We start from the raw sequence: 20314 nt of genomic DNA on the forward strand, positions 1-20314 counted from the left end.
TATAGAATTATAATTTGTTATTTTAGTACAATTGTCCAGAGAAAAGCTATATACCGAGGAATGATTGTTTCTAATTTTTTATTTTGATATAACATTTCACACGTATAGAAAAAGTTGTTACTTTTTATGATAAAGGAGTTAATAATGTAACTATTTATTAATATATAAGTTCTCATTTTACTATGTATTTTTGCAAAAGGAAAAGCCCCCGCACATTTGCGGGGGCATGATATTACTTCTTCTTTTTCTTGTTTTTATTGTTTGAAGACTTAGAAGCAGGATTTTTTACGGCTTCCTTTACAGTCTCAGTTGCATTTTGTGCAGCCTCTTCGACTTCCTCTGCTGCTTCCTCAGCAGTTTCCTCAACTGCTTCTTCTGCTGCATTTTTCATCTCTGCGGCAGTCTCGTCAACAGCGTCTTCGATGGCTTTTAATGCATCTTTTGATATAGTCTCGGTCTTTTCCTTGACCTCTTCTGCGGTATCCTCGGCTTTTTCCTCAGCTTTTTTGAGTGACTCTTCGGCAACCGCACCCTTTGATTTGATTATCTGTGACTTTTTCTTGCCCTTCTTCTTTACTGCCTTTTCCTGAGCAGCTATCTCAGCAAGATATTCGTCAGCCTTGCCGCTCTTGATTATCTCTTTAGCCTTCTGCATTTCGAGGAGCACCTTGTTGTGCTTCTTGTCATACATATAGAACAGTACAAGGATAGCTATGCCGAGTATAAGTGTGAATATACCGAAGTTAAATCCGGGAGGAGTATACTTCATTGAAACGGTATGGTGACCTGCGGGGAGTCGTACACCTATCATAGCACCGAGAACGAGGACCTCGCCTGTTACATTTGCATTTTTGGGGAGAGCTTTGTCCTGGTTTTTTAGTGTAGGCTTGTCGGAGCCTTCAGGTATTACTTCTTCAATAAGGCTGTCAACAGTTTTACCGTCGATCTGTATCTTCCAGCCGGGCTCGTAAGGAATGGTGGTCATGAGTATCTCGCCTTCCTGAGCATCAACATCACCTACGAGGTAACGGTCGGTAGTCTTGCTCATATCGAGATTCCACTGACGCTCCTTGAGCTTGTTGATATCCTCAGCAAAAGCATCTTCATCAAGGTAATAGAAGTTGAAGCCCTGATCCTTTCTTACCATGATGTACTCGTTGCTTCCTGTGTATCTGCCGTCTGTAGGCGGGATAGTGAGTCTTATCTCAACTTCGTCTCCTGCCTCGAACGGGCCCATTCTTACAATAGGTGAAGAGTTGGTGTTGAAGTAAGTGCCGTAGCCGTCATAAGCTTCTGTACCTGACTTCTGACCTCTGTATACGCCGTCCTCGCCCTTTACAGCGACCCATACGTTACAGGTCTTTCTCATTTCAGAGCCGAGGTGCATATAGATGTTTCCGTCCTTCGGAACAGTAACATCAACGTTTACAACAGCGTCGTCAACGCCTGCAAATGCTTCGTAGCAGTCGTGGAGAGTGCCGTTGTTATTATAATCGTGGAGGTATACCTTTGTATCGTCGTAGCTGACTGTGCAGTCGAAAGGAACGTAATACTGCTTAGGAACTATCGGAATAGTTGAGTAATCAGTTGTGTTTCCTGTCATTGAGCTGAGGAAGTTGTTAAGGCTGTTGAAGGGGTTGTCGTTGCCGAGACCTGAAAGCTTCAGGATATCGTCGTTAGCCATATAACCGATATTCAGCGCATTGGGGTTTTCGTAGATATCAACTGTTGCAGGAACGTCCTTGTCCTTGGTGTAGGAAGTTGAGAAACGATAGATGTAGGAATGATCCAGCATTTCGGTGCTGCCGCTGCTTCTTGCAGGGTCATCGAGGATATACTTGAATCCGAGGATAGAGTCGGCAACAGGGTTGCAGCCCTCATACTTTGACTCAAAGCTCTGAGTGAAATAGCCCATAGCCTCGATGAATGTGATAGCTCTTGCGTTCATTACCGAGCTGGAGTGGGAAATACCCTTGAGACCGTATGCAAGGTCGTCGTTTACCATACGTGAATAGGTCTTTTCAGCGCGGTAGAAGCCGTTGTCGTAGTTTTCGAGTTCCTTTACCACATCGGGAGCGGAAAGGATCTCGGTATAGGTGCTCTTGTCGGAGTTTCCGACTTCCTTGAATATCTTTCTGAAGGAGTCGTAGCAGTTATAGCCTGTCTCAAAGAATATGAGCAGAGCGCATACGACGGATATAGCGTTTTTAGCCTTGCGTGTCTTTGAATGGCTGTAAAGGTAAACGCCTGTCAGATAGATACCTGCAAGTATCATACCGAAAGCGATAGTGCCGAGCCATACCTCTTCCCAGTTTTCAGAGCCGCGCTCCATTTTATCCGTGTAGGGGAGTATAGCAACGTACTTGTATTTGCTCTCGTTATAGTCGAAGGATTTCATCATCTTGCAGAATACTGCTGTCAATATACCGATAACAGCTGCCGATGAACCTACACTCAGCGGTGAAAGCTTATAGCCGTCAAGCTTTGAGAATACCTCTGCTGCCATTGATACAAGAACGAATGAGAGCAGGAAAGAATATCTGTATGGGAGCCAGTTAGGATCCTGACCGCCGTGCCACATCATGTTGATAGGCTTTACATACATACTGAACAGAAGGGCAAAGGTCATAAGACCGTAGCCTATCTTGTTGTTTGTCTTTATCTTCTTGTTCATGAAGAACAGCGGGAGAAGAACGAATGTGAGTACGCCGCAGTATATCTCGGGGCGTCCGTAGAAACGAGTTCCCTCGTCAACGTTTACCGAGTAATACTGGTTCGGGAGCAGACAAGGAACAAGCTCGATAGGATTGAACATAGCTCTGTAGCTGTAATCAGGAACAGAGAAGTCAAACTTACCAAGTGCAAGAGCGTTGTAGACAGGCAGTATCATGAACATGCTGCAAAGCAGTACAACAATGGTGGAAATGCCCATAAGACCTATAGTCTTTGCGTATTCCTCTATGCTCTTGAATTTGCGCTTAGTACCGAAGAACAGGTAGTAAACGAAGTAAATGGCAATGAATATGGCTATCATGAAGCCGATATAGAAGTTAGCCACGAACATTATGGCTGTAGGAATTATGAAATCCAGCTTTCTGCCGTCATCAATAAGGCGTTCAAGGCCGAGGATTATGAGTGGCAGGAATATAGGACCGTCGATCCACATTGGGTCGATGAGCTGGATAACAACATATGCCATCATGGAGTACATTGTTGAGAACATGATGGACTGGAGCGGTCTGAGTCCCTTGGACTTCTGTGCGTAGATACAGAATGTAAGACCTGCCGCACCCACCTTTGTCATCTGCATTATCATAACGCTTTCGATTATCATTTTTCTCGGAAGTATCATGACGATCAGGGTGAACGGGCTTGCGAGGTAGTATCCTATGATACCCATGAAGCCGCCCGAAAGGTTTCGGCTCCAGTTGTAGAAAATACTTCCGTCGCCCCAGAAAGCATCTCTCAATGCTTCAAAGTAGTAGATGTACTGACCGTTAAGGTCAAGCGTCAGTACAGAACGCTCGCCGAATGGATAGACATCAAAGCAGATGTACGACACGAATGTCAGAAGAAAAGGTACAAGAAAAGCAACGACATAGTAAAGCGGCTTGAACTTCTGTCCCTTTTTCTCGGCTATGATGTCTGCGGCAGTGATTGCAGGTCTGATGCTGCCGATCTTGTTGCGGGATGAGGACGAAGCAGTCTTCGTTCCCGTAGCTGTTGACTTAGCCAATTTTGTTCCTCCTTTTGTTTCGGGCGATGAAAGCCATAATACCCGATTTTAATACTATTTTCTATTATACTACAAAACTCCGCGCTTTGCAATAGAAATTTTATCTTGTCTGTGTAAAAAACAAGCATCTACTACTTAGACGTATTTGTCATGCTTTTCTCTCGGCAAAACAATGCGGAAATTTTGAAAAAACGGATGCAGGAAGAGAAGCATTGACAGGGCTTGAGGATTTGATGTATAATATGTTTAACGGCAGTATGCAAACGGGGGGGATGTACTTTGCTGAATGAAAAGAAATATGACATAAAGCGGCTCGCACATTTTTTTGCGGTCAGCTGGATATTATGCACACTTGCCTATATCGTACTGATATCAAATGAGCTGACGAATACATATGACGGACTCTGGAAGGGCTCATACGATATCGGATATCAGTGGGTGATTTCTATAGGAAGGTGGTTCTGGCCTACTATAGGAAGATTGAGGGAGAATTATTCCCCCGAACCCTTTACATCAATGTTTTCGTTAGCCTGTCATGTATGCGGCGGTATCATTGTGGCATATATTTTCGGGCTGAAGGACTCGTTCAGGGGATATATCGTTGTTCTCATAAGTGTAGTAAATACTGCGGTATGTTCGTTTTTGTCATATCGCTATATGTCTCCGACCTTTGCGTTTGCGTATCTTTTTGCTGTGATAGGAGCATGGCAGCTCAGGGACTGCTCTGTCAGGTCGCTTATCATATCAATAGTTATGTTTACGCTTTCGCTGGGCTGTTATCAGATGAATATAGGCTGTGCCTGCGTCCTTATCCTTGTACTTTTATTATGGTATCTGCAAAATGAAGCTGAAAACAGGAAGATAGTAAAATTCATGGGATATGCCGTTGTCTCAATGCTGATCTCATTTATCAGCTACAAGATAATATGGGACATTTTCCTGAAACTCAATCATGTGGAAGCGAGCGCATATAAATCTGCTGATAAGATATCCTTGATCTCGCTTATAAAGTCATTTCCGAAAACATTTGTAAAGACATATACTACCTTTGCAGAGTTCTTTTTTAATGACAATTTGAAACAGAATGTTTATGAAAATACTGTTATATTCAAAGTAGGCATCGTTGTCTTTCTCCTGCTTGCATGTGCTCATATCGTATCCGTTGCGCGTTCAAAAGATCAAAAACGGGCGATCTTTGCTTTGGCAGCGTTTATTCTGCTGCCGCCCGCTGCAAATGCGGCACTTATTTTAGCTCCCGGAGCTGACGACTTTCAGATACAGATGTCACTGCCTATGGTGCTGATTCTGCCTCTTTTGCTTTGCATCATTGATGTTGATGTGGCAAAAGAAAAGATCATGAAAAATATAGAAAAGGCTTATCCATTTGCATTTGTTATGCTGCTTGCAGGCAATTTCATAATGATATCCATAGATCAGCATACCATGCTTTCGGGCAGGACAGCCTCTGCGTCTGTTCTGAACATGATCGCAAATGATCTGGATTTTGACGAGATCGAGGGAAAAGAATGCGCTTTTATAGGAAGAATATCTGACAATCCTATGTTTGTGAAGGATGAACTGTGGAGCTGCTCAAATGATTACGCACAATACGGTGATATATGGCTTGTAAATATCTGCTCCACTCAGTCTTACTGGGGGATGATGAGAGATTCGGGAATAAAGATAAATCAGATAAACGATCCTGATGTCGGGCATGAACTCGAAAGATCGGAGGAAGTGAAAGCTATGCCTTTGTACCCGCATGATGGCTGTATGAAGGAAATAGACGGAGTGATAGTTATCAAGCTCTCAGAACCTGAGATCACATAAATATGCAAACGTCGGTGCTGCTGCGCCGGCGTTTTTATTTTGTTGCTGAGAGGCTTTTGCATAAAATATGCCGGAACAGCAGATGAAGCTTTTGTATCAGCTATTAGAAATTTTAAATAAAAATGAGCGGCAGTGTTGCAGTCTTTTGTAAATTTTCTTGGCAAGGCATTGACTTACATTACATAAAGTGCTATAATTTGAATGTTATGGGTCTGTTACAGGATCTTGAATCTGTACAATTATAATAATTTATTTTAAGGAGATAATTAATAGTGGGTAAATATTTTGGAACTGACGGCTTCAGAGGAACAGCAAACGAAAACCTTACTGCTGACCATGCTTATAAAGTAGGCCGCTTTCTTGGCTGGTATTATGGAGAGCTTAAAAGAAGAAACGGTTCGGACGAAGCTCCGCGTATCGTTATAGGCAAGGATACACGCCGTTCAAGCTATATGTTCGAGTATTCGCTTGTTGGCGGACTTACTGCTTCGGGTGCTGATGCATATCTTCTTCACGTTACAACAACACCTTCTGTAGCTTATATATCAAGAGTTGACAGCTTTGACTGCGGAATAATGATATCCGCAAGCCATAACCCTTACTATGACAACGGTATCAAGCTTATCAACGGACAGGGCGAAAAGATGGAAGATACAGTCATCGACCTTGTTGAGGCATATCTGGACGGAAATCTCAAGGCTTTCGGTCAGGAGTGGAAGGAAGTTCCCTTTGCTCACGGTGACAAGATAGGCAAGAGTGTTGACTATGTTTCAGGCAGAAACCGCTATCTCGGTTATCTTATATCCCTCGGAATGTACTCATTCAGAGGAATGAAGATAGGACTTGACTGCGCAAACGGTGCAGCATGGAATATTGCAAAGTCGGTATTTGATGCTCTGGGTGCAGAGACTTACGTAATAAATGCAGAGCCTACAGGCGTTAACATCAATAACAATGCAGGCTCAACACATATTGAAGGACTCCAGAAATTTGTGGTCGAAAAGGGTCTTGATGCAGGCTTTGCCTATGACGGCGATGCTGACCGCTGCCTCTGTGTTGACGAAAAGGGCAATGTCATCACAGGCGACCATATCCTCTATATATACGGAAGATATATGAAGGAGCGCGGAAAGCTCATAAACAATACTGTAGTAACTACCGTTATGTCAAACTTCGGACTTTACAGAGCTTTTGACGAGATCGGTATAGACTATGCAAAGACAGCAGTCGGCGATAAGTACGTATATGAGTATATGAAGGAGAATAACTGCTGCATCGGCGGCGAGCAGTCAGGACATATAATCTTCTCCAAGTATGCTTCAACAGGTGACGGTATCCTTACCAGCCTGAAGATAATGCAGGTAATAATGTCACGTGAGAAGAAGCTCAGCGAGCTTGCTGCACCTTTCACAGTATATCCTCAGGTGCTTGAGAATGTAAAGGTAAAGGACAAGGCTGCTGCACAGGCTGACCCCGATGTACGTGCAGAGGTAGACAAGGTTGCCGCAGAGCTCGGTGACGGAGGAAGAATACTTGTCCGTGAAAGCGGTACAGAGCCTCTTGTAAGAGTAATGGTAGAAGCTCAGGACGAGTCTGTATGCAGAAGCTGTGTTGACAGGGTAGTTTCAGTAATCAAGTCCAAGGGTCATGCAGTCTGATATATTATAATAGTAGTAGTATAGCGGCGCTCCGAAACAGGAACGCCGCTTTTGGTTAGTGTGATATGTCAAAGTCATAAAGCAGCAAAATTATAAATTAGGTCAAATACTGGAAATTTCATAAAACTATTGACGAGGATTTTTTTTGGTGATATAATGATTATTACGGCGTGTTGTGCCGTAAAATAAGTATACGTAGTTAATTGGAGGTCAAAATGGCTAAGAATAATGAGCGCAATCTGAATGTTACGATCAAAAATAATGATGAAGATAAGGACGCGATCGTTTTATCCTTGTCTACAATAATCAAACAGCTTAAAAGATTTTTGGTTTTATGGCTCGTAGTAGCTATTATAGCAGGTATTCTTGTTTTCTCATTATCCGCAATAAAAACTTTTTCCAAAGTATCGCCTGCGAAGGCACTTGTAAGCTTTTCATACAGCGGAATTGAAAAAGGACTTGATCCTGCGGGACGAAAGTTTGATATCAATTCAATGAAAAATCCGCTTGTTATTGAAAGAACACTTACAAAGATGGGTCTTGATCTTGAAAAGGTAGAGGCTATAAGAGAAAATATTACTTTTGATTCAAAGATACCTCAGGACGCTTATGAGAGACTTACTACATATAAAAGTGTAATGGAAAGTGCTTCAAACGGAAACCTTGCAGCAGCACAGTCCATGCTCGATGTTACATGGTATCCTACACAGTTTACGGTATATTTTGATTTCGGAAAAGCAGGCTTTGACAGAACAGAGGGCGTTGAGTTCCTAAACACTATGCTTAAATGCTACAGTGATGTTTTCTATGAGCAGTACGGATATAACGAGTCTCTCGGAGCAGCTGTAAAGGTCGTTGATTACGAAAACTATGACTATTCACAGCAGATAGATCTTTTCAGAAATTCACTCAGAACAGTAAGAAATTACATCGCATCACTTTCAAACGATGATAATACTGCATTCCGTTCAAGCGTTACAGGCTATAGCTTCAAGGATCTTTCCGAGTATGCAAAAACAGTATACAGCATCGACCTTGACAGAATATCTTCTTACATCTCTGTAAACAACGTAACAAAGGATAAGGATGCAGCAATTGCATACTATGAATACAGAATAGAAAATCTCAACCGTGATAAGGATGAGTACGCAGAGCGCCTTGCTTCTATTGATTCTTCTATATCACAGTATCAGAAGGATAATATCACTGTATACGGAGATAACGTAAATTCAGAGTCTACAGTTCATTCAGACCAGTACGATTTGCTGTTCAGACAGAAGACATCAGTACAGTCAAGTCTTGCACAGGTAAAGCAGGATATCAAGTTCTATGAATCAAGAAGAGATGCTCTCAAGGAAAATAAGAACAGCTCAAAGGCAAACATTGAAAAGGTAGAGGCTGATATCAAGTCACTTGACGAGAAGGTATCAAAGATAGTTGAGCTTACAGAGCAGACAGCTGATGATTATTACGAGAATGTTCAGTTTGCCCATGCATATAATATCCTCGTTCCTGCTTCAAGATCTGTTGCAGCAGGAATAAAGGAAGCTGTAAGTGATTCAATGAAGGTTATCGTTGTTGTTGAAGCACTTCTCTTTGTTATTTATCTTTGTGTGGCATTTGCTTCTGCTCTAAGCCTTGACAGTAAGAAAAGAGCAAAGGCTGTAATGGCTTCAGGAGATGACGATGATGCGGAAGAAGTCGAGCTCGATGAAATCGCCGATATCATCGAGGAAGAAGCCGACAAGGCAAAAAACGCATCACAGAAAAACGCAAATAAAAACAAGAAAAAGTAATATATAAGGGCTGCCTGAGGGCAGCCTTTTTCTTTTGCGGTCAATGTTAAATCCACGTAAAAAAATAGGAGGAATTATTGACTTGTCTCTCTTTCCTGTTATAATAAATATTAGAAAGAATAAAGGGAAAAGGAACAGGAGAGAAATATGGAAGAGTTTTCGATATTTAATATTTTCACACTTCTTGGAGGACTTGCTTTCTTCCTCTACGGAATGAATGTAATGTCAACAGGACTTGAAAAGCTTACAGGAGGCAAGCTTGAAGTCGCACTTAAAAAAATGACCGAGAACAAGCTTAAAGCTATTCTTCTCGGAATGGGCGTTACAGTTGCAATACAGTCCTCATCGGCTATGACGGTAATGCTTGTGGGATTTGTTAACTCAGGCATTATGACTCTTGAACAGACTATCGGAGTCTGTTTCGGTTCAAATATAGGCACGACCTTTACAGCATGGATCCTTTGTCTTGACGGCATACAGGATTCGGGTGAGGGCGGTGTCGTAAGCTTTATACTCAGACTATTGAAGCCTGTGTCGTTCTCGCCGCTCATAGCTCTTGCAGGAACGATACTCATAATGTTCGCAAAGAAGAACAAGAAAAAGGATGTAGGACGTATCCTTGTAGGATTTGCTGTTCTTATGACAGGTATGTCCCTCATGTCTCAATCTGTTGATCCATTGGCAAATTCACCTGACTTCCAGAAGACACTTACTGCTTTTAAAAATCCGATTCTCGGCGTACTTGTAGGTACGGTATTTACAGGCATAATCCAGAGCTCGGCAGGTTCTATCGGTATTCTTCAGGCGTTTTCAAAGACAGGCGGACTGACATGGGGAATGTCGCTTCCTATAATCATGGGCTGCAATATCGGTACTTGTGTGACTGCGCTTCTTTCAACAGTCGGCGTAAGCAAGGACGCAAAGAGAGTTGCATGGACTCATATAATCATCAAGATAATCGGTACACTTGTGCTCCTTCCTGTTATAATACTGCTTCAGAATGTTATTAATCTCGGTATTATGGAAAAAACTGTCGGCTACGTAGGCATCGCCATAATGCATACCATATTCAATGTGGCTACTACAGTAATGTTCATGCCTTTCACAAAGCAGCTCGTAAAGCTGTCAAAGATACTTGTAAAGGACGGCAAGGAAGAGGTCAAGGATCCGAGAAGAACTCTTACAGGTCTGGACGATATCCTTCTCAAGACTCCTGCTGTAGCTGTTCATACCTGTTTATCCGCTACTTCGCAGATGGCAGAGCTTACAAGAGAGACTATCATCATGGCATTGAAGCTCCTTGTAGAGTATAACGGCGAGGCTTGCGAGACGGTTATCGAGAACGAGGATATAATCGACAGCTTTGAGGACAAGATAAACAGCTATCTGATAAAGATAGCAAAGAGCAGTGTTACAGGCGCAGACAGCCGAAGCGTATCGAAGATGATGCATTGTGTGGGCAATTTCGAGCGTATTTCCGACCACGCTGTAAACCTTGTGGAATCGGCTCAGGAGATGCACGAAAAGGGTATAAACTTCTCTGAGGAGTGCATAAACGAGATAATCGTTATCACTGACGCTATCACGGAGAACGTAAACAAGGCATTCGATTCGTATGAGAATAACGACCTCGCTATCGCACATAAGGTCGAGCCGCTCGAAGAGGTAGTGGATAATCTGAGCACAGAGCTTAAAAACAGACATATCCGCAGACTCCAGAACGACGAATGTACAGTTGAGCTGGGATATATCTTCCAGGATGTTCTTACCAATCTGGAGCGTATTTCCGACCATTGTTCAAATATTGCAGGCTGTCTTATCGAGACAGACGAAAAGACCAATATCCACGCATATCTCCACGATGTAAAGGAGAATGACGAGGGATTCAGAAACGAGTACAGAGAGTATGCAGAGGAATATTTCCGCAGACTCGGTGCATCGGAAGTTAAAGTATAAAAACAAGCGGCTGACATTTCGTCAGCCGCTTTTGCGTATATAACGGTATTTTGATATCTTGTGTGCAGGGGAGGATAATATCCGCCCGTCAATTACGCATAATCTCTAAATGACATACTGTAGGGGCTGGCGTTCTCGACAGCCCGTTATAATCCCATTATACTTTGCGGACGCGCAATGCGCGTCCCTACAATCGTTTTATAAGCGCAAGGTGCAGCGTCACGTATTCACGCGATGATATTTTCCTATTGATTTATTATCCTCTCGCGGCTGTTTTTGATTGTCATAAGCATTTCGGCGCGGAGAAAGTATGCAGCGTCACGCTGTCTTAATACGGAAGTACGAACTGTCCTGCTTTCCACACGCCGTTCTCGATTACTACCGAGAAATCATCGGTTTCGGTATAGGACTCATCGCCGTAATCGCTTCCGTCGTAGAAATTATCCACTGAGAATAATATCTCATCATCGGACTTTGACTTTATCTCTGTGACCTTTGATGAGGAGTAGAAGATATTGCCGCCGCGGTTGCCGCAAAGTGCATAGAGCGAGCCGTCTTTTTCGAGATAGAGCTTGGAAAGCTCTGCACATGGATAACGTGAGCTGAATACCTTGAAGTATTCTTTTTCCATGTCGCTGAATGACTTTATTTTGCTGTCGGTTATACGATAGAAGCTCCAGCCCATATCGTTCTGAGCGATGTCATTATAATCAACATCGAAGGGACAGCCTACAGTGAAGCTCATCTGAGTATTGCAGGCGGACTCGAAAAGAGCCTGAGCAGCTGCAATGAGTGTACGGTCATCGGCTTTATCCTTGTCGGCTTCAAATACGACAGCACCGTCCTCGTTGTATGAGAAAGCACCGCCGCCCAGCGGATCAGCCTGTGTAGTTTTTACTGTAGTGACCGCAGTTGTAGTAACAGCCTTTGTGGTAGTCTTTGCAGTTGTGGTAACTGTGGTAGTGGTATCGGTCGTTTCTGTCTGTGTAGTTGCCTCAGTAGGCTTTTTCTTAGCGGTATTAGGAGATTTGCCTGTTTTCTCTCCGCATGAAACGGCTGAAATTGCAATGGCTGATACTGCGATGATTGATAATATTTTTTTCATTCTTCTTCCTCCTGTTCGTCATCGTCAAGGACGAAATCAATAGTTCCGTCACTGACATTAACAGCGGCACATATTACCTGAACGGTCTGTCCGAGAGTATAGGAAACGCCGCTGAATTTCTCTGTAAGTGCAACGGGCTCGGTATAGTCATATTCGCCCTCGGGGAGAGTCCTTATGTGGACAAGTCCCTCAACTGTATTTGGCAGCTCGGCATAGAAACCAAACTCGGTAACACCTGATATCTTAGCTGTGAAGCTCTCGCCTATGTGAGCTTTCATATACTCAGCCTTGTAGCAGTCCTCGCATTCGCGCTCGATAGTTACAGCGCGTACCTCCGCAGCAGAAGAACGTTCCGAAGCATTGACAGCGAAGCCCGAATAGCGTTTGCTGAGCCATTCGTTGTTGTAGCCTGCAAGTATATCCGTGATTATGCGGTGTATAGCAAGGTCGGGATAACGTCTGATAGGCGAGGTGAAGTGGGCATAGTCATCGAGCACAAGACCGAAATGTCCGAGAGGCTCGGGAGAATACTTCGCCTTAGCCATTGAGCGGAGCACAAGCATATTGATAGCCTCGAACTTCTCCGTACCTCTTGCACTTTCCAATATTTTTGCTGCATGAGCAGGCTTGAACTCGCTGAATGGCGGACATTCAAAGCCGTATTTCGGCAGCATTTCGTGAAGAAGCTCTGATTTTTCCTCGGGGGGAGCTTCGTGTATGCGGTAAACGAATGGGACTTTCTTATCCTTTGCAAGCTTTGCGGCAGCTTCATTGGCTGTGAGCATGAATTCCTCGATTATACGCTCAGCCTTTCCGCGCTCACGGGGCTGTACATCGCAGCATATGCCGTCCTCATTGATAATGAGCTTGCTTTCGGTAGTTTCTATCTCGGGAGCATGACGGAGCTGCTTTTTGGCGATAAGCTTGTCCGCAAGCTCGTTCATAAGCGTGATATTATCGCGGACAGCCCCGTATTTTTCAGCTATCTCGGCAGTTTCCGAGCCCTCAAGTATACGGTTTATCTCAGAGTAAACACCCTTGACTCTTGAACGGATAACGCTCTTGCAGAAGCGGTAGGAAAGCATATTGCCGTCCTTGTCAAGCTCCATGAAGGCTGACAGCGTGAGCCTGTCCTCATTTGGATTGAGGGAGCATATGCCGTTTGAAAGCTCCTTCGGCAGCATAGGTATGACCTTATCAGCGTAGTAGATACTTGTTCCGCGCATGAGAGCTTCCTTGTCGAGGGCACTGTTGCCCTTTACGTAGTGGGAAACGTCAGCGATATGGACTCCGAGGCAATAGCCTTTTTTAGTTTTCTGCACCGATACCGCGTCATCGAGATCCTTTGATTCCGCACCGTCAATGGTGAATATGGTCATATTGCGGAGATCCTCGCGGTTGTTGAAGCAGTATTCCTGCACACCGCCCTCGGATATTTTTCTTGCCTCCTTCAGTACTTCATCGGGGAAGGCTGTGGGAGCACCGTGCATTACAAGTATTGAAGCGGCAGTAGAAGCTGCGTATTCCGAGCTTCCGAAAACAAGGGTTATCTTGACCTTGTGCTCGGCGTGTCGTCTGCCGCGGTAAACTATCTCAGCCAGTACCTTATCGCCGTTTTCAAAGGGGATACTTTCCTCGCGGACGATGATGATATGATTCCGTGAAGCTGTGTCGGGGACGAGATAGGGTCTGCCGTCCTCGAATTCGATCTTGCCTGTAAGCTGCGAGCTTCCGAATTCAAGTATATCCAGCACCTCGCCCTCAGGCTCACCCGAGCGCGAAGCAATAGGGGAGATGAGCACCCTGTCATTTGGCATAGCGCCAAGCATACATTTTCCCGGGATAAAGTATTCCACGCCGTCATCTGTCATGGCAAAGCCGAATGTACGGCTCAGGCGTGTGACAGTTCCGGGATAAGCCTTTACACGTGAACACAAAGCAGCCTTCATGCCCTTTTTCATCATGATAACGCCTTCGGTGCGGAGCTGTGAAAAAGCTTCGGTGAAGTTTTCTCTGCCTGATTTCTTGGTCTTGCATTTGGACTCAAGCTCGCTCAGGGGCATGGACTTTTTACCGTAAGCTTTCAGGAAAGTGACTATTTTATTTTTATAGCTCTCAACTGATGCAGCAGAGCTGTTCTTTTTGATTATCTGCTTCTTTTTATTTTTTTCAGACATACAAGTCTCCTTTTGCAGTTTATCCCATAAAAATTTAAGCCCCATGACTGTTAGTCACAGGGCGGCTTTTCTTACTTTGTGAAGATCGGTACGATATTAACAGCAAGGATTACAACGAAAAGGAGTATCGCAAGAAATCTTGTTATCTTAGCGAGAATAGCTTCCTTTGTTCTGCCCTCGTTTTTACCGTAGAATGAATCAGCACTTGCACCTGTGAGAGCAGCTGTCATGCTGTCCTGTGATTTCTGCTCTTGTGAAAGGCAAAGCATAATTGTAAGAAGACTGATTACAAGAATTGCAATTCCGCCGATTATCTCTAATGTTGACATAAAAAACTACCTCCGAAAAAACAGTTATAGATTACGGCATAAGCCGATACATTTCAATTAGCTATACTATTATATCACAGTCTTAGCTGATTTGCAAGGGTTTTCACTGAAAAAGCGAGACAAAAAATACAGTTAAAATTGTTGAAATCATACAACTTGCCGTCATACAAACAAAAAAGCAGCTCCGAAGAGCTGCTTTTCGATGTTCGTTTTAAGATCAAACGTTATCAGGTTGTAATGATACAAGACCGAGGCAGTATTTCTGTATAGCCAGAGCATCGTTTGAAGAAACGCCGTTGCCTCTCTTGTGAACGTCTGCGTTTACCCAACCCTGAGCTGAGATACGGTGACGGTCTGTACCGCTTACGCCGTACTTGTTAGGATTAGCAAGAGCCTGCATGATGATAACAGCGTCTGAAAGGTCGATACCTCCGTCGTTGTTAGCATCGCCGAGGATTGTTGGCTGAAGAGGAGGATCAGTAACTACATATGGCTCAGTTACTACAGGAGCTGTTGTAGTAGTTGTAGTAGTAACCTTCTTTGTTGTAGTTGTTGTTACCTTTGTAGTAGTTGTTGTCTGAACAGAAGGTGTTGAATTACCGTCCATGTGGAGAACTATCTTTTCGATAGTAACATCGTCATCGTGCGGCCACCAAACCATAGCCTTGATAGTTGCACCTACGTTTGAAGGAACCTTATAGTCGATAGCAACTGTCTTGTCAGAGTTGATCTTGACACCTGAGAACTCTTCCTGCTCCCATTCGCCTGTCCATGTACCGAAACCGCCTGAAACCTCAGTATCGTTTGAGTTAACCTTGAGGTACATAGTAACTGACTTAGCGCCCTGTGGCTTGAACTCAGCAACATTGTTGATAGCGCCGTCTGTCTGGCTTTCTTCCTTCTTAGCGTTGAGGCTTGAGCCTGAGAGAACGATGTCGTTTCCGCTTGAAGGTGTTGAAGGCTCGTACTTGGTTGTAGTAGTAACTACCGGTGGATTTGTTCTTGTTGTTGTAGTAACAGAAGGTGTAGATGGAGTTGAGCTGCCCTTGTGGAGAACGATCTTCTCGATAGTAACATCGTCATCGTGCGGCCACCAAACCATAGCCTTGATAGTTGCGCCTACGTTTGAAGGTACAGTGTAGTCGATAGCAACTGTCTTGTCAGCGCCTACCTTTACGCCTGAGAACTCTTCCTGCTCCCATTCGCCTGTCCATGTACCGAAACCGCCTGATACCTCAGTGTCGTTTGAATTTACCTTGAGGTACATTGTAACTGACTTAGCGCCCTGTGGCTTGAATTCAGCAACATTGTTGATAGCGCCGTCTGTCTGGCTTTCTTCCTTCTTAGCGTTGAGGCTTGAGCCTGTGAGAACGATATCATCGCCGTCTGAAGGTGTGCCCGGATTGTAAGAAGTTGTAGTTGTAACTACAGAAGGATTGTTCTGAGTTGTAGTTGTTACAGAAGGTGTAATTGTTGAACCGCCCGCCGGGTAGATCTTTGATACACCTGTGATAGTTGTGTCAATAGAGCCTGTCTTATAGAAGTGGTAAAGACCTGCTGCTGCACCAACGAGACCTGCGTTATAGTCGATAGCTACCTCGTTGCCCTGATAGTCTGAACGGATATCCTGATATGTTCCGTTAGCATCTAAAGGACCGCCGCAGAGAGCACCTATAAGGAGATACTTGTTCTGGATTCCGTCATTCTGCTTGCCTGCGTCTGCATCAGGAGAAGCAGCTCTGTGGTGAGGATTCTTTGAAGAATTAGACTTGAAGCCTACAACGAGACAGTGTGACTGTCCGTTAGCGAATGACTTGTCACCTGTGAGGTACTGCATCTGACCCTTAGCCCATGAGGAGTCTGCCTTATTGTACTTAGCAGCTACGAGAGAACAGAGCTGAGCTGTTGCATTGTGTCTTGCGCTGCCCCACTCGTTAGCGAAGTAGTAGTTGTTGCCCTGGAACTTGCCGAGCTCTGCTGCGCTGCCCCAGTCGCCTGTGATCTCACCCTTGAGGATAGCAGCACCGAGCTGAACGCTTTCCCATGAGTGTACTGAATAAGCTGTAGGACAGTTCTTGAGGTCATTGAGGTAACCCTGATCCTTTGTAGCAAGGTAGAGCCAGCCTGCTGCCCAAGCCATTTCGTCGGAAGAACCTGTCCAGTGAGCATCATAGAAAGTACCTGCTGAATAATAGCCTGTATCCTTCTTTGAGAACTCATAAAGAGCCTTAGCGTACTTGAGGTCGTCAGCGTTGCCGAAGTTTACGTAGTTAGCTGCAAGAGCTGCTGCGTATTCAGCAGTAACGTTAGCTGCACCGCCTGTTGTCCAGAGCATACGTCTGTTTCCGCTCTGAGTCTCGGGAGCGCCCCAGTAAGCGTGGTCGGAATCACCGTCACCCTTTTCGATAAGAACTCTTGATACTGTATTTCCGTTGAGCTCTGTAGCGTCACGGAAGAATTTAGCGAATTTGTCTGTTATAACCTTAAGGTGAGCACCCTGTCCTGTAGCCTCGTATGCGTCTTTGAATTCGTAGTAGGACCAGCCAAGTGTAGAAGCTGCGTAGCCCTGTGGCTGACCGAACATTACGTGGTCGCCTGCGTCGTGGAAACCGCCCGGCTTTTCGTCATTTGTATGGCAGTTACCTCTCCATGAGAGACCGCAGTCCGAGTTGTTGCCGCACATATTTGCGTCATAAAGATAGAGGGAGTACTGAAGGAGCTTTGCATAGTTATCACCGTCTGCCGCTGTTGCTGGGAGAGGGGTAGCAACCATCGAAGAGAATGGGGCAGCAAATGAAGTAAGAGCTACAGCTCCACTGATTAATGCAGATTTAAACCTATTGAGTTTATGCATATTATCACACTTCTTTCATAAGTCTTTGCCTATAATATGTCTCATAGTACATTATACAGGGTTTGTCTGCAAAAGTAGTTACAAAATGGTGACAAAAATATTACAATATGGTAAAAAATAGCTATAAATGGTCAAATTCGGCATAGTGCGCAAAAAACGCACACTCCTATTGGTCACAATCACGATGAAAATATGCGGTTGAGGTGGACAAAACAAAGGAGCAGGATATCGCTGTCCTGCTCCTTGTCTTAGATATTTTATTTTCCGTTATAGAAATATGGTATCCTATCAATACTGTGGAGCAGGTAAAGCTGCAATACCATAGCATCGTTAACTGTTATGCCTTCTGATGAAAGGTCAACATCGGCATTTGCCATGCCTGTTTCGGTGATATGGGTCGGGTCTGAGCCGTTTTCACCGTATTTATTCGGATTAGCCATAGCCTGCATTATGAGTACAACGTCTGCAAGGTCTACCTGACCGTCGCAGTTTGCATCGCCCGGATCAACATATATCTCTACAGCTATCCAGAGGTACTTGCTCTGACCTGAAGGAGCTGTGAAAGTAAGCTTTGTCTGACCTGATTTCAGAGCCTTGATAGTGAATGAACTGTCAGCATTCTCTGTAAATGATATGATCTTGTCATCATAATCAAATCTGCCGAAGGGGATAAGGTTCGCGCCCTTTGAGAATGTGAGCGTAGCTGTCTGACCGATGTAAAGCTTGTCGCGGTTAATGTCCATTTCAAAGTCAGAGCCTGTAAGCCCGGTGGTCACTGTAGGTGTAGATGTCGTTGGGGGAGTGGTGGTGGTCACACTGTTTCCGACAATGGTTATCTCGTAATCAAATTCTACATCGTTAAGCTCGATATTTGTACCAATGACGCCGCCGCTGTATTTTGCAGTGTATTTGCCTGCGGGAAGAGTGTTCATCTCGGTAGCCTTGAACTCCTGTCCGTTTGCGTTTACGAGAGTTACTGACTCAGGTCTGACACCATAGGTGATAGTTTCTTTTTTGTCGATATAAGTTACCTTGCCTGATGCGTGTACAGCAGAATAGCGTGTGATGACGTTTATCTTGATATCCTCGGGCGTGAAGCTGTCACCCGTATTGTAAACAGTCTTTGTTGGGTATGTAGCCACACTGTCGAACTTCTGGCTGTCGAAATATGTAAGAGTAACATCTGCTGTTGTTACTGTAGTAGTAACTACAGTCGTAGTTGCTGTGGTAGTAGTTACAACAGGAGCGCTGTTACCGAACTTGAAGTCAGCGTTTATCTCAGCCGCACTCTTTGCAAGTGCAGGCATCGAAGTCGGATCACCGCCGTAAAGATCAGCTATACCTGCGCAGGCGATAGCGAAACAGCCGTTGTAGTCGAGAGCACCCTCTGTGTACTGGTATTTGTCGGTCTGATCCTGATATCCGCTCTTGTCGTCGCCGCCTACGAGGAGACCGTAAGCTGTGTACTTAGCGGACGGATTTCCCGAAGCACCTGTGCTGTCCGTACCCGGGTTAGCAGCACGGTGGTGGATATGAACAGGCCATTTGTCGCCGTATCCGAGGAGGAAACTATAGCCTAAGCTGTTGTCTCCGAGGATGTGATCCATCTGATACTTGGCAGCCTTTGCGTAGCTTGACTCAGGGTCGCCCTTTGCAAGAGCGAGAGCGTCCATTTGCTTAGCGCAGTTATAACGTGAAGCTCCCCAGCCGTCGGCATTGTAAGTGCCTACTGTAAGGTCGCCCTGCTTCTTGAGCTCGGTCTGGAGCTCATCTGCAAAAGCCTGTTCGCCTGTAGCTTTATACATAAGAGCTGCATATCCCTGCCAAACCTTGTTCCAGCAGTATATCCAGCCGTCGTATTGATTGTCGCCGTAATTTGCGTCCTTTGGAACGCGGGTAGGCTTGTCTGCTGCACCGTTTATCCAGAGCCATGCATTTGCCCATGCTTCTTCGTCCTGATACTGAGCCTCGGTGTCGTAGAATGGGGATAGTCCGCTGGTATTGTTTCCAACGTTCTTCTTGCCGAACTCATATATAGCCTTTGCGTATTTCAGGCACTTTTCAGCATAATCGGGCTCTGACTCCTTCACAACGTAAGCGGTACCTGCGAGAGCCGCAGCCATTTCGCCGCATACAGCAGAATTGTTATTGCCTGCTGTAAGCCAGTAAGCAGGTCTTTCATATGTCTGAGTCTCAGGCGGACCCCAGAAATCGTGGTCGTTGCCGCCTGCGACAACGTGTGCGATCGCAGCAACATTTCCCGAGCTGTCGAGGAATGTTGTTTTCATAAGGTAATCTGCGCCCCATTTCAGTTCATAGATAAGGTGGTCTTTGCAGCCTGCCTTTTCGTATACTCCCGGGTTAAGGTAGTCAGAGAGTGCAAGGCTCGACATACCGAAACCGATAGTGAGATTGAACTTGATGTGGTCGCCTGCGTCGTGGAATCCTCCCGAAAGATCGACTTTTCCGTCGCCGTCAGGGTCAACAGCGGATTTTGCAGAGCCGTCGAGACTTCCCACAGCACAGCTGCTGTCGTAAGTGTGGCAGTCGCCTCTCCATGTGAGCGGACCGTCGGAAATTCCCTTTCCGCAGGCATTGGCGTCGTACATATAAAGCGACATTGCCAGAGCTTCGTAGTAGTTCTTATCCGCAGCGTGTGCTACAGCAGGCACGGACACTCCGAGTGAGGTCACAGCCATGACAGCTGATGCTGCCGCCGCAGTCAGCTTCCGGGATAACTTCTTTAAATTCTTCATTGTTAAAAACTCCTCTCATAAATACGTCTTTAAAGAAGACATACTTCCTCACTATCATTATAACATTTTTACCACTGCTTTTGTGAACAATTTATGTAAAACTGCATAAATAGCGGT

At 44.8% G+C, this 20314-nt stretch carries 10 protein-coding genes; 4 read left to right on the forward strand and 6 right to left on the reverse strand.

Annotated elements, in window-relative coordinates; all coding sequences use genetic code 11:
• Positions 1-232: 232 nt before the first annotated feature.
• Positions 233-3736 carry a YfhO family protein gene (locus tag L870_RS0104460; protein WP_028517112.1) on the reverse strand — a complete coding sequence of 1168 codons (3504 nt, stop codon included), beginning with the start codon at positions 3734-3736 and terminating at the stop codon, positions 233-235.
• Positions 3737-4015: 279 nt separating this feature from the next.
• Here L870_RS0104460 and L870_RS0104465 point away from each other — a divergent pair, with 279 nt between their 5' ends.
• The 4 genes from L870_RS0104465 to L870_RS0104480 all read left to right on the forward strand — a co-directional run bounded on the left by L870_RS0104465 (position 4016) and on the right by L870_RS0104480 (position 10976).
• On the forward strand, positions 4016-5566 hold the full coding sequence (locus L870_RS0104465; protein WP_028517113.1) for a glucosyltransferase domain-containing protein: 1551 nt from the start codon (positions 4016-4018) through the stop codon (positions 5564-5566).
• Between the two features lie 272 nt (positions 5567-5838).
• Complete coding sequence (gene glmM / locus L870_RS0104470) at positions 5839-7224, forward strand: phosphoglucosamine mutase (protein WP_028517114.1); 1386 nt, start codon at positions 5839-5841, stop codon at positions 7222-7224.
• 215 nt (positions 7225-7439) lie between these two features.
• Positions 7440-9020: an LPS biosynthesis protein gene (locus tag L870_RS0104475; RefSeq protein WP_028517115.1), complete on the forward strand. Its 1581-nt coding sequence runs from the start codon at positions 7440-7442 to the stop codon at positions 9018-9020.
• A gap of 147 nt (positions 9021-9167) precedes the next feature.
• Complete coding sequence (locus L870_RS0104480) at positions 9168-10976, forward strand: Na/Pi cotransporter family protein (RefSeq protein ID WP_028517116.1); 1809 nt, start codon at positions 9168-9170, stop codon at positions 10974-10976.
• A gap of 328 nt (positions 10977-11304) precedes the next feature.
• Here L870_RS0104480 and L870_RS0104485 read toward each other — a convergent pair whose 3' ends face one another.
• From L870_RS0104485 to L870_RS18365, 5 genes are all read right to left on the reverse strand, one after another.
• Entirely contained in the window at positions 11305-12081 is a 777-nt protein-coding gene (locus tag L870_RS0104485; protein WP_028517117.1) for a hypothetical protein, read from the reverse strand.
• Entirely contained in the window at positions 12078-14258 is a 2181-nt protein-coding gene (gene rnr / locus L870_RS0104490) for a ribonuclease R (RefSeq protein ID WP_242836487.1), read from the reverse strand. The genes L870_RS0104485 and rnr overlap by 4 nt, the downstream gene beginning before the upstream one ends.
• A gap of 71 nt (positions 14259-14329) precedes the next feature.
• Positions 14330-14587 carry a preprotein translocase subunit SecG gene (secG, locus tag L870_RS0104495; protein ID WP_028517119.1) on the reverse strand — a complete coding sequence of 86 codons (258 nt, stop codon included), beginning with the start codon at positions 14585-14587 and terminating at the stop codon, positions 14330-14332.
• A 217-nt stretch (positions 14588-14804) separates the two neighbouring features.
• Positions 14805-17441, reverse strand: coding sequence for a glycoside hydrolase family 9 protein (locus tag L870_RS18360; RefSeq protein ID WP_051411412.1), 2637 nt, complete (start codon positions 17439-17441; stop codon positions 14805-14807).
• Between the two features lie 257 nt (positions 17442-17698).
• Complete coding sequence (locus L870_RS18365) at positions 17699-20197, reverse strand: glycoside hydrolase family 9 protein (RefSeq protein ID WP_051411413.1); 2499 nt, start codon at positions 20195-20197, stop codon at positions 17699-17701.
• Between the last annotated feature and the right edge of the window lie 117 nt (positions 20198-20314).

The organism is Ruminococcus flavefaciens ATCC 19208 (assembly GCF_000518765.1).
Lineage (GTDB): Bacteria > Bacillota > Clostridia > Oscillospirales > Ruminococcaceae > Ruminococcus > Ruminococcus flavefaciens.